General features: G+C 39.6%; 18 protein-coding genes. 13 read left to right on the forward strand and 5 right to left on the reverse strand.

Annotated elements, in window-relative coordinates:
- The first annotated feature begins 134 nt into the window (after positions 1-134).
- From ACOQO5_RS07930 to guaA, 3 genes are all read left to right on the forward strand, one after another.
- Complete coding sequence (locus tag ACOQO5_RS07930; protein WP_420581153.1) at positions 135-872, forward strand: hypothetical protein; 738 nt, start codon at positions 135-137, stop codon at positions 870-872.
- Positions 859-1,542, forward strand: a complete 684-nt coding sequence (locus ACOQO5_RS07935) for a DUF6048 family protein (protein ID WP_420581154.1) — start codon at positions 859-861, stop codon at positions 1,540-1,542. Before ACOQO5_RS07930 ends, ACOQO5_RS07935 begins: the two co-directional genes overlap by 14 nt.
- Positions 1,543-1,638: 96 nt before the next feature.
- Positions 1,639-3,168: a glutamine-hydrolyzing GMP synthase gene (guaA, locus tag ACOQO5_RS07940; RefSeq protein WP_420581155.1), complete on the forward strand. Its 1,530-nt coding sequence runs from the start codon at positions 1,639-1,641 to the stop codon at positions 3,166-3,168.
- Positions 3,169-3,172: 4 nt separating this feature from the next.
- Here guaA and ACOQO5_RS07945 read toward each other — a convergent pair whose 3' ends face one another.
- Positions 3,173-3,541 carry an Hpt domain-containing protein gene (locus tag ACOQO5_RS07945; protein WP_420581156.1) on the reverse strand — a complete coding sequence of 123 codons (369 nt, stop codon included), beginning with the start codon at positions 3,539-3,541 and terminating at the stop codon, positions 3,173-3,175.
- A 260-nt stretch (positions 3,542-3,801) separates the two neighbouring features.
- A complete protein-coding gene (ggt, locus tag ACOQO5_RS07950) occupies positions 3,802-5,496 on the reverse strand; it encodes a gamma-glutamyltransferase (RefSeq protein ID WP_420581157.1) in 1,695 nt (564 codons plus the stop codon).
- Between the two features lie 118 nt (positions 5,497-5,614).
- On the opposite strand from ggt, the gene ACOQO5_RS07955 reads away from it, so the two are divergent.
- The 4 genes from ACOQO5_RS07955 to ACOQO5_RS07970 all read left to right on the forward strand — a co-directional run bounded on the left by ACOQO5_RS07955 (position 5,615) and on the right by ACOQO5_RS07970 (position 9,999).
- Positions 5,615-6,097, forward strand: coding sequence for a dCMP deaminase family protein (locus tag ACOQO5_RS07955; protein WP_348434621.1), 483 nt, complete (start codon positions 5,615-5,617; stop codon positions 6,095-6,097).
- A gap of 348 nt (positions 6,098-6,445) precedes the next feature.
- Positions 6,446-7,786, forward strand: a complete 1,341-nt coding sequence (locus tag ACOQO5_RS07960; RefSeq protein ID WP_420581158.1) for an NAD(P)/FAD-dependent oxidoreductase — start codon at positions 6,446-6,448, stop codon at positions 7,784-7,786.
- Complete coding sequence (locus ACOQO5_RS07965) at positions 7,783-9,582, forward strand: 4Fe-4S binding protein (protein WP_420581159.1); 1,800 nt, start codon at positions 7,783-7,785, stop codon at positions 9,580-9,582. Before ACOQO5_RS07960 ends, ACOQO5_RS07965 begins: the two co-directional genes overlap by 4 nt.
- 96 nt (positions 9,583-9,678) lie before the next feature.
- The gene (locus tag ACOQO5_RS07970) at positions 9,679-9,999 is read left to right on the forward strand and encodes a hypothetical protein (protein ID WP_420581160.1); all 321 of its coding nucleotides are present in this window, start codon (positions 9,679-9,681) and stop codon (positions 9,997-9,999) included.
- Between the two features lie 214 nt (positions 10,000-10,213).
- Here ACOQO5_RS07970 and ACOQO5_RS07975 read toward each other — a convergent pair whose 3' ends face one another.
- Positions 10,214-10,543 carry a HesB/IscA family protein gene (locus ACOQO5_RS07975; protein ID WP_420581161.1) on the reverse strand — a complete coding sequence of 110 codons (330 nt, stop codon included), beginning with the start codon at positions 10,541-10,543 and terminating at the stop codon, positions 10,214-10,216.
- A gap of 147 nt (positions 10,544-10,690) precedes the next feature.
- On the opposite strand from ACOQO5_RS07975, the gene mce reads away from it, so the two are divergent.
- The 4 genes from mce to ACOQO5_RS07995 all read left to right on the forward strand — a co-directional run bounded on the left by mce (position 10,691) and on the right by ACOQO5_RS07995 (position 14,162).
- Complete coding sequence (gene mce / locus ACOQO5_RS07980; protein WP_420581162.1) at positions 10,691-11,092, forward strand: methylmalonyl-CoA epimerase; 402 nt, start codon at positions 10,691-10,693, stop codon at positions 11,090-11,092.
- The gene (gene thiL, locus ACOQO5_RS07985) at positions 11,092-12,120 is read left to right on the forward strand and encodes a thiamine-phosphate kinase (RefSeq protein WP_420581163.1); all 1,029 of its coding nucleotides are present in this window, start codon (positions 11,092-11,094) and stop codon (positions 12,118-12,120) included. The genes mce and thiL overlap by 1 nt, the downstream gene beginning before the upstream one ends.
- Positions 12,121-12,205: 85 nt before the next feature.
- Positions 12,206-12,634, forward strand: coding sequence for a hypothetical protein (locus ACOQO5_RS07990; protein WP_420581164.1), 429 nt, complete (start codon positions 12,206-12,208; stop codon positions 12,632-12,634).
- A gap of 82 nt (positions 12,635-12,716) precedes the next feature.
- A complete protein-coding gene (locus tag ACOQO5_RS07995) occupies positions 12,717-14,162 on the forward strand; it encodes a S1C family serine protease (RefSeq protein WP_420581165.1) in 1,446 nt (481 codons plus the stop codon).
- 34 nt (positions 14,163-14,196) lie between these two features.
- Here the strand turns inward: ACOQO5_RS07995 and dnaA are convergent, their stop codons facing one another.
- Positions 14,197-15,612 carry a chromosomal replication initiator protein DnaA gene (dnaA, locus tag ACOQO5_RS08000; RefSeq protein WP_420581166.1) on the reverse strand — a complete coding sequence of 472 codons (1,416 nt, stop codon included), beginning with the start codon at positions 15,610-15,612 and terminating at the stop codon, positions 14,197-14,199.
- A gap of 297 nt (positions 15,613-15,909) precedes the next feature.
- On the opposite strand from dnaA, the gene ACOQO5_RS08005 reads away from it, so the two are divergent.
- Positions 15,910-17,610, forward strand: coding sequence for a methylmalonyl-CoA mutase family protein (locus ACOQO5_RS08005; protein ID WP_420581167.1), 1,701 nt, complete (start codon positions 15,910-15,912; stop codon positions 17,608-17,610).
- Positions 17,607-19,748: a methylmalonyl-CoA mutase gene (scpA, locus tag ACOQO5_RS08010; RefSeq protein WP_420581168.1), complete on the forward strand. Its 2,142-nt coding sequence runs from the start codon at positions 17,607-17,609 to the stop codon at positions 19,746-19,748. Before ACOQO5_RS08005 ends, scpA begins: the two co-directional genes overlap by 4 nt.
- On the opposite strand, the gene ACOQO5_RS08015 is transcribed toward scpA, so the two are convergent.
- Positions 19,749-20,732 carry a pyruvate dehydrogenase complex E1 component subunit beta gene (locus ACOQO5_RS08015; RefSeq protein WP_420581169.1) on the reverse strand — a complete coding sequence of 328 codons (984 nt, stop codon included), beginning with the start codon at positions 20,730-20,732 and terminating at the stop codon, positions 19,749-19,751.
- Positions 20,733-20,858: the final 126 nt, after the last annotated feature.

Below are 20,858 nucleotides of genomic sequence, written 5' to 3' on the forward strand. Positions count from 1 at the left end.
TTAGCAAATTTATGATTTGAGCTGGCTGGTTAGAAAAAAGTTAGGTGTACAAGAAGTGAACACGAGTTCATTTTTAAGTATAAGAAGTGAAATTTAATGCATTTAAAATATCTGTTATCGTTTAGATTTGCGTGATGGAGAGAAAGAGCTCGTTTGGAAATCCTAAGATCATGAGGTTGCTCATCCTTTATATTGGGGTATTTGCTGCGATTTGGGCATGTGAAGAAAAAGTGGATCCAACGGTAAGCGATCCAACGGTAGGTATATTCTTTCTCAATAAAGACAGTTTGGATGTTGTTAACTTCATCACCGATTCTTTAGATGAGGAATTAGGAATTTATGATTCTATCATTATGACGCTCGGAGATAGTGCGGATTTATTAGTGGATAGTCTGATTACATTAACAGATTCAATTGCCAATGGAGGTGATTTAAAGGAGGATAGTGCAACAGTTGCAGAGAATATAGTATTACTTAATCTGAACCTTTCTGTTATCGAAAAAGAAGATTCAGCAGTAAATGTTGCATACGCTAGCTGGCTGAGTACGGCATCAACTATTAATTCAGGTTCTGTAAAGGTGTCATCCATCACCAATAATAAAAATGGACAACGTATCGCTTATGAAGACAGCAGTACAGTATGGAAACTGCCATTGGATATGCAAGCTGATGACGTGGACTTAGATATTGCCATAGCGGATAGTGTTTATAATCTAATGATTAGATATAGCCGAGCTACGGCAGCTGATGAAAAAAATAAGGTAATCATTAGTGCCTCTGATATTGAAATATTAGGCACGGATTTCAATAACCCGTATTTGTCATGTAATGGCTGCGAAGCTTCACAAACAACTATTTATGTCGAATTTTAGATGTTTATTGTTCGTATTGGCAATTGTCTCATTTCAAAGTAAGGGACAAGACTCACTACAGGTGGTAGATGAAAAAGTCGACGAAGTTCTATCTAAACCTTTTCTCTCTTCTATAGCTGTTTCGGTGGATTATGGAAAATTGGCAGCTCAATTCTTAAAAACAGAATCAAAGTTTGAATTTGGAGGTCAATTGGAGTTCAAGGATCGAATTGTCGTGATAGGAGAGTATGGCTTTTCGACCTTAACGCCCCATGGTGCCTACCAAAATACAGAATACACGTCTGAAGGAAACTATTATAGAATCGGACTTGGGTATAAAATTGACTTTAAAGCTAAGAACAATTTATACTTTTCCGCTAGATATGCGAGAGCTGGCTTCAAGGATAAAGGCACACTGAATATTACGAGCGCCTCTGGTTTATATGATAATTTACTGCAGCCTTTCGTTCGGGACAACCTTTCCGCTCAGTGGTTTGAAGTAGTGATGAGTTCTGAGACAAAGCTCTGGAAGGGACTTTATGCTGGGTTTCATTTGCGATTGCGTATTATGGATAAGTATGATAAACAGGAGCCTTTAGATGTGTACACGATTCCTGGGTACGGTCGAACATTTGACAAAACCATACCTGCTGTAAATCTCTATCTTAAATACGCTCTACAGCGCTTTTAGAGGCTGTTTTGTTCGACTCTTCACAAAGTCTGAAATAAATCTAAACTTAATTCCTCAGACCACTTGCAGGTCAGAAAGGCTGTGTTAATTTTGCGCATGGCAGAAAAGATTATCATCCTCGATTTCGGTTCTCAATACACACAATTGATCGCACGTCGCGTCAGAGAGCTGAATGTTTATTGTGAAATTCACCCTTTTAGTAAGATACCAGAATTAGATGATTCAGTCAAAGGTTTGATCCTTTCTGGAAGTCCTTGTTCGGTAAGACAAGAAGATCATCCAGATCTCAATTTAGGTGCTCTAATTGGTGAAGTACCGATTTTAGGTGTTTGTTATGGTGCTCAATTGATTGCACATAAATCAGGGGGAGAAATCACTCCTTCTAAAATTCGCGAATATGGCAGAGCGAATCTATCCAAAGTAGATACCACTAACGAGCTGCTAAAAGAAGTGAACATTGATTCACAAGTATGGATGTCGCATAGTGATACCATCAAAAGTATTCCAGACCATTTTGAAATTATAGCAAGTACGCCTCAAGTGGAAGTGGCAGCTTTTCACAGTACTACCCATCCGGTTTGGTGTATTCAGTTTCATCCTGAAGTGACACACTCTACGCAAGGAAAAATTATACTTAGAAATTTTGTAGTACATATCTGTAAGTGTAGCCAGGATTGGACACCAGATATTTTTGTAGATGCTACGGTATCAGAGCTAAAAGATCAGCTAGGAGATGATCAGGTCGTACTTGGTTTATCCGGTGGGGTGGACTCGTCGGTAGCGGCGATGCTTATCCATCATGCGATTGGAAAAAACCTACATTGCATTTTTGTAGATAATGGACTTCTTCGAAAAAATGAGTTTAGCGATGTGCTAAAATCTTACGAAGGTATGGGGTTAAATGTAAAGGGAGTAAATGCTTCGAAAGAGTTCTATAAAGCACTAGAAGGTTTGACCGATCCAGAAGAAAAACGTAAGGCAATTGGCCGCGTGTTTATCGAAGTATTTGATGCCGAGGCCAAGAAAATAAAGAACGTAAAATGGTTGGGTCAAGGCACCATTTATCCGGATGTCATTGAATCAGTTTCCGTCAATGGACCGTCGGTCACTATCAAGTCTCACCACAATGTTGGAGGCCTTCCGGCCAAAATGAATTTGAAGGTGGTAGAGCCACTCAATACACTCTTCAAAGATGAAGTAAGAAGAGTAGGGAGATCGCTGGATATTGATGAAAAAATATTAGGTCGTCACCCATTTCCAGGACCTGGTTTAGGGATCAGAATACTTGGGGATATCACTGCGGAGAAGGTTCAAATCTTACAAGAAGTAGATCATATTTTCATCAATGGATTGAAGGACAAAGGTCACTATGATGATGTGTGGCAAGCGGGTGCGATGCTGCTTCCAATTCAGTCTGTAGGAGTGATGGGAGACGAGAGAACCTACGAGCGAGTGGTGGCGCTAAGAGCCGTCTCAAGTGTGGATGGCATGACGGCCGATTGGTGTCATTTGCCTTACGATTTTTTGGCAGATATTTCCAATCAAATAATCAATAAAGTAAAGGGTGTAAATCGAGTGGTTTATGACATCAGTTCGAAGCCACCTGCAACCATTGAATGGGAGTAAGATTCTAGAATTGATCTGACTTGATCAGGTCATTTAATTCTTTCAAAATGATATCGCAGAGTTCACGTAGCTCTGCGATTTGTTTTGGTATCAACTCCATATTTCTTGGTGCCTTCGCGTTGCCTTCAAGCTCTCTGATATGAGCAGATAGATTATCTATATTTAGTAGTAATAGGGAAGGTTTGAGTTTATGCATAAGTCGACCCACTTGCTCCCAATTTTCTGCTTTCCCTTCACGTTCTATATCACTTAACATTTCTGGTGTATTCTTTACAATTGTCATAATCATTTCATAAATGAATTCTCGGTCATGATCACTGATCTCATAAAGGTAGGAGAGATCTAAAGGGAGTTCGATTTTATCTGTGGCCATATTGTATTAAGCATAAATTCTAAGGGCCAAATTAAATATAATTCCCGATTTGTTCGCTAAAAATAGAATAAATGAAAGAGTAAAATGTGTACTTGAAAGCTAATAGACAAAATCTATGAATGATATTTAATATTTTATTAATCAGGTGTTTAAATGCTTTTATTTAAATGATAGGTTTCATTATAAAGTATTGATAGTTTTACTGAATGGGAATAGTTGGTTTATTACAGCTTGATCTAAATCATTGAATGAATTAGATCTTAATAGCCTGCTGCCGCACTTTCATTTCTGGTAATATCAGGTGCTCCTTCAATGGTGCCATCATCATAGATCAATATGCATTCGAGTTTGCCAAGTGCACGTCTGAATTCAATGTGATGTCCAAATTGTTTTAATGAATCCAGTACAAGTTGATTAAATTTTCCTTCTTCAAAATAGACTTTATCTGGTAACCACTGACTGTGAAATTTTGACGCATCTACCGCTTCCTGCATGGTCATATGGTGGTCAACAACATTGAGTATTGTTTGATATACTGAAGTGATAATTGTGGAGCCTCCAGGTGTGCCTAAAATCATTTCGGCTCTGCCATTTTTTTCGACAATGGTTGGTGTCATGGAACTCAACATTCTCTTCTCCGGTGCGATCGAATTTACTTCGGTACTGATCAATCCAAATTGATTGGGAACACCTGGTTTCATACTGAAATCATCCATCTCATTATTAAGAAAAAAACCTGCTCCCTCTACGAGCACTTTGGAGCCAAAATAACTGTTTAAAGTAGTAGTAATGGCCACCGCATTTCCTTCCTTGTCAAGGATAGAAAAATGCGTCGTTTCCATGCTTTCGATTACGTCCACCTGACCTTCCTTTATCAGATTGGATGGTGTGGCTTTGGATGGATTGATGTCTGAAAATTTTCGTTTGTTGTAAGACGAACTTAGCAATTTGGTCAATGGGATATCTACGAAATCTGGGTCGCCCAAATAGGTGGCACGATCGGCATATCCTCGTCTTTCAATCTCGATCATTTTGTGTATGGTTGATGCTGTATTGTGACCGGATTTTTCTAGGTCAAATTGCGCTGATCCTTGAAGCATTTGGAGGAGGGTTACGCCACCAGCTGAGGGCGGAGCCATGGTGATAATCTGTCTGTTTTTATAATTGCCGATGAGTGGTTTGCGCCACTTGGATTCGTAATTATTTAGATCATCTATCCCAATCAAGCCGTTGCCTTTTTTGCTTTCCTCAATAAGCTTTTCCGCTACCCATCCAGCGTAAAATCCATCCCTTCCTTTATCTTGAATTGCGGTGAGAGTTTTTGCCAAATCATTGATGGTTAGAGTATCTCCCTTTTTCCAAATTTCACTTTTAGTATACGGAATATTTCTTTGATTGATGTCAAGAAAAATTGTCTTAAAATGGTTGAGTTCTTCTGCCAATGTTTGATTAATAGCATGACCATTTTTTGCCAAATCAATAGCAGGCTGTATCAGAGTGGACCAAGAAAGTTTGCCGTATTTTTGATGTAATTTGTACAAGCCATCTACAGATCCAGGTACACCCACTGCAAGATGACCGACCAGGCTGCTATCCTTGATGACCTCGCCGTTTTCATCCAAGTACATGTTTTCACTGGAGGCCATAGGTGCTTTTTCTCTAAAATCAAGAGAGCCATTTTCCCCATTGCTTAGCCGAAAGACTGCAAAGCCACCACCGCCGATATTACCGGCCTGAGGATAAACTACTGCCAGTACGAAATGTGTCGCTACAGCTGCATCAAAAGCATTACCACCAGTTTTCATGACTTCCTTACCGGCCTCTGAAGCAAGGATGTGGGCGGAGACGACCATTGCATTTTTGCTCAACGTACCCTGATTTCTTTTTTCTGGTTGAGGGGAAGTGCAATAGCTGAGAAATAAGATAGGAGTTAAAATTAGAGCGCTAATTTTCATTTATTCTTGGGTTTAGTGTTATACAATTATAAGTAATTGAATGATGAACTTAATTATTGGAAAAACTGTGTAGGAGAATTAAGGTATTCGGTAAATTGCTTGCCTAAGATTTAGAACTATGAAGAGACCTGATTTTGATGATATCTACATGGAATTGGCTGTAAACCTGGCCAAACGTTCACATTGTATCAAAAGGCATGTAGGAGCTGTGCTGGTAAAAGAAACAAGGATTATATCCATAGGATACAATGGGCCTCCAGCTCATACGCACAACTGCGACGAAGAATTTCCTGAAACAGGTTGTGATAGAGATTCTAAAGGAAGTTGTACACTGGCTATTCATGCTGAGCAAAATGCTATTCTTTATGCTGTAAAGAATAATGCCTCAGTGGAAGGTTCTAAATTGTACGTAACACTCTCTCCTTGTCTTTCCTGTGCAAGAATTATTTTTTCTATGGGTATTTCAGAGGTGGTTTATCTAAAATCTTATGCGGAATACAAAGGATTGACCTCAGATGAGGGAATAGACTTTCTTGAGAAATTTGGAGTGAGTTGTAAAAAGTACGAAGGCGAGATTGCGGATTTGACCGCTCTGATTTAGAAAAGTAAAGGGTTATAAAAAAGGAAGGGGCTGCCTTTTGACGTGCAACCCCTAAACCAACCTAACCTAAACTTACCTCAACAACCTTAAATGTTGTAATTGAATGCTACCCTTAATATACGATAATCGTGCCAGAAAGATGTAGCAATTCGAAATATTTTTCTTTCTTTCGAAATTGTGATACAAAGATAATAAGCTGTACCAACACACAAAACTATTCTTAGAAAAAATATGAAAATTACGGGTATCTACTATCTCTTAGGGGAATTACCTATATGGAGGGAACTTTCTTTCTGATAGTTGTATTTTAGATGAGAATTAAGTAGTGCTGATCATTATCAAGGCTATATGCAAGAAAACACACACATTGTTATAATTGGGAATGGCGTCGCTGGTATAACCGCGGCGCGGCATATTAGAAAGCGTGCTGATTGCCGAATAACAGTGATTTCAGGGGAAACTGACTATTTCTATTCTAGAACTGCCCTCATGTATGTGTACATGGGTCATATGGAGTTTGAACATACACAGCCATATGAGAACTGGTTTTGGAAGAAAAATAAAATTGATCTTCTTAAAGCTTGGGTCACAGGTGTTGATTTTGATTCAAAATCTATAGAACTGGATAGTGGAGAACAACTGACATATGATCGGTTGATAATTGCGACCGGCTCAACATCCAATAAGTTTGGTTGGCCTGGTCAGGACGCAAATGGTGTGAGTGGATTGTATAGCAAACAAGATTTGGAGTATATAACGCAACGAACGAAATCTACCAAACATGCGATAATTGTGGGCGGAGGGCTAATTGGGATTGAATTAGCCGAAATGTTTCATTCCAAAGGAGTGGGAGTGACTTTTTTGGTCAGGGAGAAGAATTTCTGGGATATTGTATTGCCTGAAGAAGAGGCTGAAATGATCAATCAAGAAATTATTGAACATCATATTGATTTGCGACTGGCAACTGAGCTCGATCAGATTCAAACTGATGACAATAATAATGTTGTTTCTGTGATCACCAAAAATGGAGAAGAAATCGAATGTCAATTCGTGGGTCTCACGGTAGGAGTTTCTCCAAATGTTAGCTGGCTGAAAGATACCAAACTAGAAATAGGCCGGGGGATTGTCGTCAATGAATATCTGGAAACTAATATTCCTGAGGTGTACGCTATTGGCGATTGTGCTGAGCATCAAAATCCGCAAAAGGGACGTCGTCCGGTGGAGCAAGTTTGGTATACGGGTCGGATGATGGGAGAGACGGTGGCACGTACTATCACAGGAGTGAAGACGACCTACAAACCAGGAATATGGTTCAATTCTGCCAAGTTTTTCAATATTGAATATCAAACCTATGGTCAGGTAAAACCTGAATTGGAAGTCGGACAAGAACAGTTTGTTTGGCAGTCTGAAGACAAGAAGAAACTACTGAGAGTAGTTTTTGATGAAAAAACTATGGCGGTTTTAGGTGTTAATGTATTAGGAATAAGAATGCGGCATGAGGTCTGGGATGACTGGATTGGCCAAAAGCGAAAAATCAACTTTGTGATGGGACATCTGGAGCAAGCCAATTTTGACCCTGAGTTTTATAAAACTTATGAATACAGTATTCGAGAAAAGTTCAATCAAGAATTTGATTTTATGACCGTCCAAAATACCAAACTGTCTTTACTAAAAAGATTATTTACATGAATTATAAAATGATTCAAAATATTGGGCTCCTTGCCTTTTTGGTCGGTTTTGCCTTGTTTGTGGGCTCTTTTGTTAGTGAAAACTACAAGCTGACAGGAGAAATCATTGATGAGCAGATAAGCGATGATGCTAAATCTGAGTTGTTCAAGTCGTTTGCTAAAAATGAGTTGGGTCAGACGTTTAGCCAGTCGTTTAGCTTCAATTCAGCTTTAGATAAAGCGTTCAATAAAGCTAACTCTTTCCAGCTAGAGCGATTCGGTATCAGTGATCAGAGAATTGATGATATCGTTGATGCCAATTCCGATGGTGCTTTTACCATGGATAAGGCTCAGCAAGCTTTTAGAACAAAGGATGCCGTGACTGGCTATCAATGGGAGGCATTTCAGTCCAATGGTGGATGGCTAGATGGACGGAATTTTAGCAGCGAAGAGGAAATGCGCAATTCACTCAAGATAGTTCAGGACAACATTGCTAAGTATGGAGTTATCAATCAAAAAGGCTTTAATGAATATGAAATCAAAGATTTAAAATATGCTTTCACGAAAGCTTCATCTGAAGGGTGGGTATCGCAAAATAAGGAGTTCTCATTTGTGCTGATTTACTCATTGATGATTTTGGGTGCCTTACTTTACATTCTACCCAACAAGAAAATTCTTGGCCCTCCCGGTATCAAAAATGATGGCACATTTCATAGTAAGGCGAAAAACATTGGCTGGATTGGAATTCTAATTGGGACCTTTTTGATTCTTTTTTATATCGTGTTGTATTTCTATCCTGAATACATGACCTCTTGGATTCTGATGGTCGACCCGGTGAGTCAATGGCTCAAAGGATCGGATGCAGGACGGTTTTTTCTTTATGGCTTTATTTATACGCTGGCCATTATAGTAATGGGTGTACGTATGATGATCAAATACCGTCACAGCAAATACCAGCTTTGGCGGACCACTTCGGTGATGTTTTTTCAGTTGGCCTTTGCCTTCCTGATACCAGAAATATTGATTCGTTTGAATCAACCGTATTTCGATTTCAAAAACATCTGGCCATTAGATTATGACTTCTTCTTTGACAATGAGTTAAATACGCTCATTAATCATGGTGGTATTGGATTATTCATGCTAGGCTGGGGTATTGGCCTCACGCTGATTGGCGTACCTGTGATGGTGTATTTCTTCGGCAAGCGCTGGTATTGTTCCTGGGTTTGCGGTTGTGGAGGTCTTGCCGAAACCGCTGGGGACCCTTTTCGTCAGTTGTCTGACAAATCGCTAAAGGCTTGGAAGTTTGAACGTCTATCGATTCATGCGGTGCTGGTTTTCGCCATTGTAATGACTATCGGCGTGTTGTACACCTATTGGACCGGCGAGAGTGAATTGCTTGGAGTAAGTTCTTATCAATTACGATCAATTTATGGCGGATGGATTGGCGCCGGATTCGCAGGTGTGGTAGGTACAGGTTTTTACCCTTTGATGGGAAATAGGGTATGGTGTAGGTTTGGCTGTCCATTGGCGGCTTACCTCGGATTGGTGCAGCGGTTCAAGTCCCGTTTCAGAATCACCACCAATGGCGGCCAGTGCATTTCATGTGGCAATTGCTCTACTTATTGTGAAATGGGCATCGACGTACGCTGGTACGCGCAACGGGGAGAAAATATTGTCCGTTCTTCCTGTGTAGGCTGCGGGGTTTGCTCTGCGGTATGTCCTAGAGGCGTATTGAACTTAGAAAATCGCTCGGATGACAATCGTTTTGAATCTACAGGTTTGATTGGGAATGATAGTTTTCCTGAGATTAAGAAATGAAGGAGCTATAAAGTTATTTGTGTTTTAAACCACTCATGCATGAAAGGCTGACATTTTAAATTGATTGTTTTGATTTTTGTTTTCGAAAGTTGTGGCTTGAATTCGCACAGAGAGAAAAAGTGTGAATTTTCAGAAGAAATTATCGATAGAAAATTTGATGCTGTATTGTCAGATGTTTACGTTGATTCAAGTAGTCATTTGCATAGAATTGTTGAGTATAATGAAGGGGAGGGAATTGTTAGGAGTGATTTATTCTTAATAGAGCGTTCAGGCATATTTTTTGAATTGAATGTTGGAGATCGAATTGTGAAAAAACAAGGTACCTTAAATATGACGGTTGTGAGTAGTGGCGAACAAAAACAGTATAGATTAGATTATGGTTGCAACGATCTCGTGAAAACAGCAGAAATGAGGTGAGTTCGGTTCTACTCGATCGTATTTATTCACACCCAGCTCTTTTAAGTCTTAGCGAAGCGAGACTTGAAAGAGCAAATCAAGAATCAAGTCTGGAGACTTGATTTGATGAAATATTCTAAGTGACCCTTCGGAACACTTAGAACAGCAAATGAACTGAAACAAAGAAGCCGAGAATTAAACCCTCGGCTTTCAAATATTTTGGTTGAACTAAAGGCTAAACAGCGAAACTCTCGCCGCAGCCACAAGTTCTGGTGGCATTGGGATTTACGAATTGGAAACCTTTGCCATTCAGGCCATCGGAGAAGTCTAGCGTAGTGTCTAGCAGATAGAAAAGGCTTTTCTTGTCTACAATCACTTTCACGCCATTGGCGCCTTCAAATACATCGTCTTTGTCAGTGATCTGATCATCGAAGGACAGATCATACATCAATCCAGAGCAACCGCCACCTTTTACAGAAACCCTAAGGTTGTGCTGATCGGTGTGGCCTTCTGCCTTCTTTAATTCTATTATTCTGTTTTGCGCTTTTTCGGATACGGTCAACATATTTTCTTATATCTAAGGGTATTTTGAATACCTATTTGAATGTCTAACTTTTAAAAGTAGAAAACCCTTCGTTGTACAGAAAAGTTTCACTTTTTTTGCAAATCTAACGATTTATTTAGAATCGTTTTGAATAATTAATCTCCAAAAATGAAACTAGAACACATTGGTATCGCAGTGAAGAACCTGAAGGATTCGGATCAACTTTTCGAACAAATTTTTGGTCAGCCGAGCTATAAAGTAGAGACAGTAGATTCAGAAAATGTCTCCACATCATTTTTTCAGGTGGGTGAATCCAAAGTTGAATTGCTGGAAGCTACCGAAGAGGATAGTGCCATCGCTAAGTTTATTGAGAAGAAAGGTGAAGGCATCCATCATTTGGCTTTTGAAGTGGAGGATATTTATGCCGAGATGAAGCGATTGGAAGAAGAGGGTTTTCAATTGATAAATAAGGAACCTAAGAAGGGAGCTGATAATAAATTGGTTTGTTTCCTTCACCCCAAGTCGAGCAATGGTGTACTAGTTGAACTGTGTCAGGAAATAAAAGGATAATGTCGGAAAAAAGAACAGAAATAGGCGAAATAGGTGAGTTTGGATTGATTGATCAAATCAGTTCGAAGTTTAATAATAAAAACAGTTCTACCCTAAAAGGCATTGGAGATGATGCAGCTGTTTTTGGCTCAGGAGGCTTGTTGCAACTCATCTCTACGGATATGCTGCTGGAAGGGGTACATTTCGATTTGTCCTACATGCCCTTGCAGCATTTGGGATATAAAGCCGTGGCAGTGAATGTTTCTGACATTGCAGCTATGAATGGAATTCCAAAACAGATTACTGTGAGTTTGGGATTGAGCAATCGGTTCTCTGTAGAAGCAGTTGAGGAATTGTACAAGGGCATTCAATTTGCCTGTGAGGATTATAAGGTTGATTTAGTAGGCGGAGATACTACTTCGTCTCCCACAGGTTTGGTGATATCTGTTTCTGTGATAGGTGAGGTGTCGAAGGATAAGGTGGTGTACCGTAAAAACGCCGAAGAAAATGACATCATCTGTGTAACAGGTGATTTAGGGGGAGCATTCCTGGGTCTTCAAATATTAGAAAGAGAAAAGGCGGTATTCAAGGAAAACCCAGAGATGCAGCCAGATCTTGAAAAATACGATTATATCGTCAAGCGGCAGTTGAAACCTTCTGCTAGAATGGATGTGATTCATGAGTTAGGTGATCTAGGCTTGGTTCCCACCTCTATGATTGATATATCAGATGGACTGGCTTCTGAATTGTTTCACATTGCCAAGAACTCTGAAGTAGGGGTAACCATTTACGAAGACAAACTTCCAATTGCTAAGATGGCTTATGACACAGCCGTGGAATTCAACATGGATCCGATGACCTGTGCGTTGAATGGAGGGGAGGATTACGAATTGTTATTTACCATTGGACAAAATGATTTTGAAAAAATCAAGAACCATCCTGATATTGCTACTATAGGTTATGTAGACAAAAAAGCCAATGGCTTGAAAATGGTAACCAAGAACAACAACACGGTGTCGCTACAAGCGCAGGGTTGGAAGCATTTTTAGTTGGAAAAATGTCAATTGAATATGATATTTTTTTTTCAAAATGATTTTAACTTTGTTAGGAACTAGTAGTTGACCCCAAAAGAAAATGAACGCATCCATTGAAATACCTAAGGATTCTAAGGTTTATCTCAATAAACCTTACGTACAGGTGTTTTGGAGTCCAATCAATAAAATCCTAACGAGTCGTTGGATAGGGTTTTGTACGTTTGATGAAATTAAGGCGGTGGCACAACGCATCATTGATGCGGTCACATTTGAAGGCGCAAGAAAGGTGCTTTACGACGCACGTGAGATCGAGGTGCTCGACGAAGAATCACAGAAATACATAGCTGGAGATTTCACCAAAGAGATGATCAAAGTGGGTATTGAATATTCTGCAACTGTTTCACCATTGGATGTATTTGCTAAATTTTCAGTGGATGATATTCAAAACACTATCAAGATACCGGAGGCTTCACACAATAAGTTCTTTCAGGATGTTGAAGAAGCATTCGATTGGTTAAAGAGCAAATAGGCTTAACAATCTTTAACACACTCCTTTTCAACTTCTCACTCATTACTTCGTATTTTTCAATTGGAAAAACGTTTTAATGAACATGTCGAAATATTTCAAAACAGGTTTAGTGGCATTTTTGTCAGCAGGAATGGGTGTTTGGTTTACTCTGGAGTATTCAGAATTCTCTGGGTTGAGGCAGGAATCAAACAAAGTGCAAAGCTTATCAAGTTCGCAGGAAAGGTCCAATTTCATATCAAATAACTCTGCAGCTCATTCAAACCTGCTACCAGTTGAAGATTTTGTAGATGCATCGGAGCATTCAACAAACAGTGTAGTGTTTATTAAAAATTTGAGTGTAATCAATTACCGGACGGGCCACTGGATGGACTGGTTTTTTGAGCCCAGGACTTCACAACGAATCAGTACAGGTTCTGGAGTGATTTTTTCAGAAGATGGATATATCGTGACCAACAACCATGTGATCGAAGATGCAGATGAGATCGAAGTGGTTCATAAGAAAAGAAGTTACAAAGGTCATATTGTAGGTACAGATCCATCCACAGACCTGGCTGTAATTAAGATTGATGTAAAGGACTTTCCTGCCATAGCAGTAGGAAATTCTAGTGAGGTTAAGGTAGGGGAATGGGTATTGGCCGTAGGCAACCCCTTCAATTTGACCTCAACAGTGACGGCAGGCATTGTTTCTGCTAAGGGACGAAACATCCACATACTTAAGGACAAATTCCCTATAGAATCGTTTATTCAGACTGATGCCGCTATTAATCCCGGAAATAGCGGAGGAGCTTTGGTGAATAGAAATGGCGAGTTGATTGGAATCAATACAGCTATTTTATCCATGACTGGTTCTTATGCCGGTTATGGATTCGCAGTGCCTGTAGATATCGTGAAGAAAGTGTTTAATGATATTGTACAGTATGGCGAAGTACAGAAAGCATTTTTTGGTGCTGAATTCGCGGATATCGACAATGAACTGGCCGAGGAATTGAACATCAATACTATGAATGGTGTCATTATTACACATGTGCAAAAAGGATGGGCAGCAGATAAAGCGGATTTGGAAAAAGGAGATGTGATTGTGGCGGTCAACGGTGAGCCACTGTATGACAAAGCACAACTGGAAGAAATGATTGGTTACAAGTATCCGGGTGATTTGATTCAGCTGACATTAAAACGAGGAAATAGGAATATCGAGAAAACTTTAGAATTTACGAATCGTGAAGGAACGGCAGAAGTGCTCCAGAGAGACATTTATAAGTCTCAATCCATGCAGGCATCATTCGAAGCAATATCAAAAGCTGAAAGGGACTTGCTAGGAGTTAAGTCTGGAATTAGGGTGGTGGAAGTAGGTAATGGATTCTTTAGAAAGCTGGATATTCCAGAAGGGTTTATCATTACTGAGATCAATCACAGCAACATAGAATCTCCTCAGGAGTTAGAAAATATTTTGAACAAAATCAGGGGTAAGGTGATCGTTTCAGGAATTACCACTTCAGGTAGAAAAGTTTACTATCCGTTTCTATTCTAGAAAGTAGGAGTGAGGAGAATAAAAAAATGAAAGCCTATATGGCTTTCATTTTAAATTTCTTTTTCAACTCTGAGAACGATGACCTGAATCGTGCATCAGTGTCGAGCATATCGTTGACAGACTGTAGCGCGTGAATTACAGTACTATGATCTCGTCCTCCAAAGTGACTTCCAATACTCTTAAGTGAATGATTGGTGTAGTCCTTTGAGAAGTACATGGCCAATTGTCTGGCAATTACTATTTCCTTTTTTCGAGTCTTAGCTTTAAGGTCGTCAGACGATACGTTGAAGTATTCAGAAACTGTCTTCTGGATATAATCAATCCCAACTTCTGACTCAATATTTTTAACAATAGACTTGAGTGTCTGCTTGGCTAGCTCCAGATCAATATCAGTTTTGTTGAGCGAAGAGTGTGCTACTAATGAGATCAGTACACCTTCTAACTCTCTGATGTTTGTGTCTACACTATACGCCAAATATTCGAGTACTTTATCATCAATGATCAATCCATCATCTTGAAGTTTCTTCTGGATGATCGCTAGTCTCGTTTCAAAATCAGGATTTTGCAAGTCTGCAGTTAATCCCCATTTGAATCTTGAAACCAATCTTTCTTGTAAGCCTTGCAATTCGGTAGGAGGTCTGTCACTAGACATGACGATTTGCTTACCGTTTTGGTGCAAGTGGTTAAAGATATGGAAGAAGATTTCCTGTGTCTTTACTTTATCCTTGAAGAACTGCACATCATCAATAATCAACGTATCCACGTTAAGATAGTAATTAGTGAAATCCTGAAGGTTGTTGTTCTTTAAAGCCTCAATGAATTGATTGGCAAATTTTTCAGAAGCTACATACAGAACAAAGTTTTCTGGAGACTCCTCCTTAATTTTATTTCCGATGGCTTGAACCAAATGGGTTTTACCAAGTCCAACGCCGCCATAAATCATCAACGGATTAAATGAGGTGACACCAGGTTTCGTAGCTACAGCAAAACCAGCTGATCTTGCTAAGCGGTTACAATCGCCTTCAATATAGGTTTCGAATGTGTTTTCTGGATTTAGGTTGGATTTTTGGTAACAGCCATCTACTGCTTGAAGGGCAAAAGGACTCGCGAAACGCTGATTTTGGTCCCCCTTGATTTGTCCAAATTTAGAAATTCCGTTTTTTTGGGCCAAATTGACGGTGTACGGCTGATTTGACGAATTTCCCTTATCTACAATTACTGAATATTCTAATTTCCCTTCCTCGCCAATTTCTGCTTGAATTGCTGCTTTAAGTACTTGTACGTAATTGTCTTCAAGCCATTCGTAAAAGAATTGTGAAGGAACCTGAATAGTAAGTACAGGATGGGTGAATTTTATGGGAATAATGGGTTCAAACCAAGTTTTAAAGCTTTGTTCGGGTATTTTTGACCCAATGAACTCCAAGCACTTATCCCATATTTTTAGATGCATTCGTTTAAAATTGTTGGTGGTTAAAAACTGATTATTTTCAACATCTCTCTCTAAAGCGGACATCAAATTTGAAGAAAAAATAATTAACAAAAAAATCAATTGTGTATTGACTTTTTGGAAAATTGTTCTATTATCTATAGTCCCTTCTTTTTTTTGAATTTTCTTCGAAAAATGCAATTTTTTAAAAATGTGGTTTTATTGGCCTCAGGAGCTTGTTAGCAGGATTTTCAATAATTAATTCTCAAATTTTCCTTCTTCGTCCTTAACGCCTTAAATTGCGATTTCTACCCAAAAATTATGATAAAAGAATACAATTTTGACGAGTTTGATAAAGCTTCAAAAAAGGAGTGGACCGACAAACTCATTCAAGATCTTGGTGCTGATACTGCACAGCGTATTTCTAATTGGAAATGCGAAAGAGCATTGTCTCTTTCCGCTTACTACAACAAAGAAGACGCGGAGGACAAACTACACATTCCTTTAAAGAATAGCCTGGATTGGAAATACCTTCAACCGATCGGAATCGATGCAACGAATGACAAGGTACTGGATGCATTAATGAATGGCGCTGACGGGTTGACTTTTGAAAGTTCTCAAATTAATGATTTGGAGAAGCTGCTGAATAAAGTGTCTCCTGAGTATTGTACTCTCGCTTTACAGACTTCTAGTTTGGAAGATTATCGGAAGTTTATGGTTTGGTGGCAAGATCATCACCCTGCCGAAGGAGAGGGTGAAGTGCTGCTGTTTCAATCCTTGAAAGAGGTGGAAACGACAATAAGCCAAAAACATGTGGCACTAATTGAGGGTTTACTCACTGCAAGTACCCGTGGACATAGAGTCATCAATATTGACTGTGGTCTTATTCAAAGAAGTGGAGGAGGAGTTACTGCCGAGTTGTCTTTTATGCTTTCTCAGAGTGTATTCTACATCAATTATTTGATGGATCAAGGACATTCCCTGGATAAGATAGTGAGTAGGCTTTTTGTAAGTACAAACATTGGATCAAGTTACTTTTTAGAGCTCACCAAGGTGAGGGTAATGAAAATGTTGCTGGCGCAGATGCTAAAGCAATACGGTGAAGAGGATATAAATATTCCAATACATGCTTCTACGTCTCCATTTACAAAATCCGTTTTAGATTCTAATACGAACTTTTTGAGGTGTACATCTGAGGCGATGTCGGCAGTTTTGGGCGGGGTTGATTATTTAAGTATTGATCCTAGACACTCTTTGACATCATCTGATAGAATTGCCAGAAACATTTCCAATTTGCTGAAAGACGAATCTTATATGTCTAAGACCATGGACCCGGCAGCAGGATCTTATTACATGGAAGACCTATCAAAAAAAATAGCTAAAGAGTCATGGAGAAAATTTCAAAATATAGAATGTAAAGGCGGTTTTAGTTCTGCAATCAAAGAAGAGGTATTTCAATCTGAAATTGACAAAGATTTAGAATTTCAAAAAAACAGGATCGCTTCTGGAAGACGTAAAGTGGTAGGTGTAAATGATTTCGGTAATGCTGATGAGAAGGTCTTACGAGGTGAACAGTCAGTAGCATCAGTATCACTGGCTGCTGACTTTGAAACTGTGAGGAAAATAGTTGAAGACTTTGTGTCTGAAAGAGGAGAAGAGAACAGACCTACGGTTTGTTTAGTGGCAGCGGGTGTTAATGCCAGAATGATAAATGCTCGTTATACATTTGTGACCAATTTCTTTAATTGGGCAGGGTTTAGAGTAACCAAAATGGAAAATCTTGAGGACGTTAGCGACTACAGCATCGTCGTCTGTTGTGGAACGGATGAGGATTACAGACAGGATGAAATACAGAAATTAAATGGCATTGATAAGTTAAAACATGTATGGGCCGCAGGCAAAAGTATTGAGGCTACTTCATCAATAATTTCAAATTGGGTAAATGCTAAGTCCAATCGATTACAAACAGTACTAGACGTATTGAATCAAATGGGCATCACTAAAAACTTATCATCGTCATGATCAAACCAGATTTTTCAGCGCTTAGTTTTGACCAATTAGATTGGGATACAAAAACAAAATCAAAAAGTACTGAGCCGTTCATGACTCCTGAGGATATTTCTGTAAAGGAAATCTATACTCCCGATGACAATACAGAGGCCAAGCATTTAGGTTTTTCAGCCGGTTTACCACCGTTCTTAAGAGGGCCTTATTCGGCCATGTATGCTTCCAGACCATGGACAATTAGACAATATGCTGGTTTCTCTACCGCAGAAGAATCTAATGCCTTCTACAGGAGAAATTTAGCCTCAGGACAAAAAGGACTGTCCATAGCATTTGATTTGGCTACACATCGAGGATATGATTCTGATCACGAACGTGTGACTGGAGATGTGGGGAAGGCTGGTGTTGCAGTTGATTCCATTTTAGATATGGAAATTTTGTTTGATCAAATTCCTTTGGATCAAATGTCGGTATCTATGACCATGAATGGAGCTGTACTCCCTATTATGGCTTTTTACATTGTGGCAGCTGAGGAGCAAGGCGTAGACAAATCAAAATTGAGTGGGACCATTCAAAATGATATCCTAAAGGAGTTTATGGTGAGAAATACCTTTGTATATCCACCAAAACCCTCTATGCGAATCATCTCAGATATATTCAAATATACTTCTGAGTATATGCCTAAATTCAATTCTATCAGTATTAGTGGATACCATATGCAAGAGGCAGGGGCTACAGCTGATTTGGAGTTGGCTTTTACACTAGCGGATGGTTTGGAATACTTGAGGACTGGAGTGGAAGCTGGTATTGATGTAGACGTATTGGCACCAAGGTTATCCTTCTTTTGGGCTATAGGCATGAATCATTTCATGGAAATTGCTAAAATGCGTGCAGCTCGAATCTTATGGGCAAAAATGGTGAAGACCTTCAATCCTAAAAATCCAAAGTCGATGGCACTTCGGACGCATAGTCAGACCTCAGGGTGGAGTTTGACAGCCCAGGACCCATATAATAATATTGCAAGAACTTGTATTGAGGCGATGGCAGCAGCCTTTGGTCATACACAATCACTGCATACTAATGCCTTGGATGAGGCCATTGCGCTGCCCACAGACTTTTCAGCAAGAATTGCCCGTAACACTCAAATTTATCTTCAAGAAGAAACGGATATTACTAAGGTTGTAGATCCTTGGGCGGGTTCCTATTATGTGGAATATTTGACAGATCAACTGGCTAGAAAGGCTTGGGATACGATCAATGAAATTGAAGAGATGGGAGGGATGGCCAAAGCCATTGAGACCGGAATGCCTAAATTGAAGATAGAGGAGGCAGCTGCTAGAAAACAAGCAAGAATTGATACCAAGCAGGAAATCATTGTTGGCGTAAATAAATATCTTACTGAAGAAGAAACGGATATTGAGTTACTTGAGGTGGATAATGAAGCTGTAAGGAAGTCTCAGATCCAAAGATTAAATAAACTCAAGGCGGAAAGAGATCAATCTGCTGTAGATCGGGCATTGGAAGATCTTACCAAAAGCGCAGAAACTGGGGAAGGAAACTTGTTAGACTTGTCTGTGAAAGCGGCCAGGGCGCGAGCTACTTTAGGAGAAATTTCGTTCGCCATGGAAAAAGCATTCGGAAGGCATGTTCCGAAAACTTCTGCCGTTTCAGGTGTATTTGCAAAAGAAGTGAAAGACAATCAAGAAATAAAAAAGGTCTTAGACCTGGTGGGTCAATTTGAAGAACTGGACGGCCGAAGGCCAAGAATCATGGTAGCCAAAATGGGGCAAGATGGTCACGATCGCGGAGCTAAGGTGATAGCTACAAGTTTCGCGGATTTGGGATTTGACGTAGACATTGGACCACTGTTTCAAACACCGGAAGAGGTAGCCAAACAAGCCACTGAAAATGATGTACACATCATTGGAGCGTCGAGTTTAGCTGCTGGTCATAAAACACTTGTGCCAGCGTTGATAGCAGAATTAAAAAGACTTGAAAGAGAAGATATAATGGTAATCGCAGGAGGTGTAATACCTCCTAAAGATTACGATTTTTTATATGAAGCCGGAGTTTCAGGTGTTTTTGGTCCTGGTACCAAAATTTCTGACGCCGCTACAGACATACTAAAGAAGTTAATCAAAGAAGTGCAGCAATAGTTATTGCTGCACGTACATGATTTCTTTTACAGCCTTCACAGTTCTTTCTACATTAGGAAGGATTTCTTCAATTAATGTAGGTGCGTAAGGAAGCGGCACATCTCTATTGGTGATTCTGTGTACAGGAGCATCCAAGTGATCAAAAGCTCTTTTTTGTACAATGTGGCTAATCTCTGAAGACAATGAAGCTAGTGGCCACGCTTCTTCTACAATTACTAATCGATTAGTTTTCTTTACAGACTCAATGATCGTATCATAATCGATAGGTCTTACTGTTTTCAAGTCAATAACCTCAGCATTTATTCCTTCTTTGGCAAGTTCTTCAGCCGAAGCATGAGCCACTTTCATGAATTTACCAAATGATACAATGGTAACATCAGTACCTTGTTTAACCACTTCAGCTACGCCAATAGGAGTTAAGTATTCCCCTTCAGGAACTTGACCCTTGTCACCATACATTAATTCAGACTCCATGAATATGACTGGGTCGTTGTCTCTTATCGAAGATTTTAATAGTCCCTTAGCATCTGCGGGATTAGAAGGTATAACTACTTTCAAACCTGGGCAGTTTGCGTACCAGTTTTCGAAGTTTTGAGAATGCTGAGAGCTAAGCATACCAGCGTTTCCAGTTGGTCCTCTAAACACGATAGGGACATTGAATTGACCACCTGACATAGACATCATCTTGGCAGCACCATTGATAACCTGATCGATAGCCACCAAAGAGAAGTTGAAGGTCATAAACTCAACGATAGGGCGAAGTCCGTTCATTGCAGACCCAACACCAATGCCAGCAAAGCCGAGTTCAGCAATAGGAGTGTCAATTACTCTTTTAGCTCCAAACTCATCAAGCATGCCTTGACTTACTTTATACGCACCGTTATACTCTGCAACTTCTTCTCCCATGAGATATACGGATTCGTCTCTTCGCATTTCTTCACTCATGGCCTCTCTAAGGGCTTCTCTGAATTGTAATTCTTTCATCGGAAATTAAATTTAACGTTTTATAGCTTGGGTGCGTCGTTCTTGAACAAGTATAGAAAATCTATCTAAAGAATTTCAAGACCGCTAAATTATTACAACGGCCTCAATAACGCAATCAAACAGCGA

This window comes from Reichenbachiella sp., from assembly GCF_965223055.1.
Classification (GTDB): domain Bacteria; phylum Bacteroidota; class Bacteroidia; order Cytophagales; family Cyclobacteriaceae; genus Reichenbachiella.

Coding starts and splice junctions, on each gene's coding strand:
- mce (WP_420581162.1), top strand. CDS start 10,691: ATGAAACTAGAACACATTGGTATCGCAGTGAAGAACCTGAAGGATTCG.
- ggt (WP_420581157.1), bottom strand. CDS start 5,496: ATGAAAATTAGCGCTCTAATTTTAACTCCTATCTTATTTCTCAGCTAT.
- ACOQO5_RS07960 (WP_420581158.1), top strand. CDS start 6,446: ATGCAAGAAAACACACACATTGTTATAATTGGGAATGGCGTCGCTGGT.
- ACOQO5_RS08005 (WP_420581167.1), top strand. CDS start 15,910: ATGATAAAAGAATACAATTTTGACGAGTTTGATAAAGCTTCAAAAAAG.
- ACOQO5_RS07965 (WP_420581159.1), top strand. CDS start 7,783: ATGAATTATAAAATGATTCAAAATATTGGGCTCCTTGCCTTTTTGGTC.
- ACOQO5_RS07935 (WP_420581154.1), top strand. CDS start 859: ATGTCGAATTTTAGATGTTTATTGTTCGTATTGGCAATTGTCTCATTT.
- ACOQO5_RS07955 (WP_348434621.1), top strand. CDS start 5,615: ATGAAGAGACCTGATTTTGATGATATCTACATGGAATTGGCTGTAAAC.
- ACOQO5_RS07990 (WP_420581164.1), top strand. CDS start 12,206: ATGAACGCATCCATTGAAATACCTAAGGATTCTAAGGTTTATCTCAAT.
- thiL (WP_420581163.1), top strand. CDS start 11,092: ATGTCGGAAAAAAGAACAGAAATAGGCGAAATAGGTGAGTTTGGATTG.
- scpA (WP_420581168.1), top strand. CDS start 17,607: ATGATCAAACCAGATTTTTCAGCGCTTAGTTTTGACCAATTAGATTGG.
- ACOQO5_RS07930 (WP_420581153.1), top strand. CDS start 135: ATGGAGAGAAAGAGCTCGTTTGGAAATCCTAAGATCATGAGGTTGCTC.
- guaA (WP_420581155.1), top strand. CDS start 1,639: ATGGCAGAAAAGATTATCATCCTCGATTTCGGTTCTCAATACACACAA.
- dnaA (WP_420581166.1), bottom strand. CDS start 15,612: ATGCATCTAAAAATATGGGATAAGTGCTTGGAGTTCATTGGGTCAAAA.
- ACOQO5_RS07975 (WP_420581161.1), bottom strand. CDS start 10,543: ATGTTGACCGTATCCGAAAAAGCGCAAAACAGAATAATAGAATTAAAG.
- ACOQO5_RS08015 (WP_420581169.1), bottom strand. CDS start 20,732: ATGAAAGAATTACAATTCAGAGAAGCCCTTAGAGAGGCCATGAGTGAA.
- ACOQO5_RS07945 (WP_420581156.1), bottom strand. CDS start 3,541: ATGGCCACAGATAAAATCGAACTCCCTTTAGATCTCTCCTACCTTTAT.
- ACOQO5_RS07995 (WP_420581165.1), top strand. CDS start 12,717: ATGTCGAAATATTTCAAAACAGGTTTAGTGGCATTTTTGTCAGCAGGA.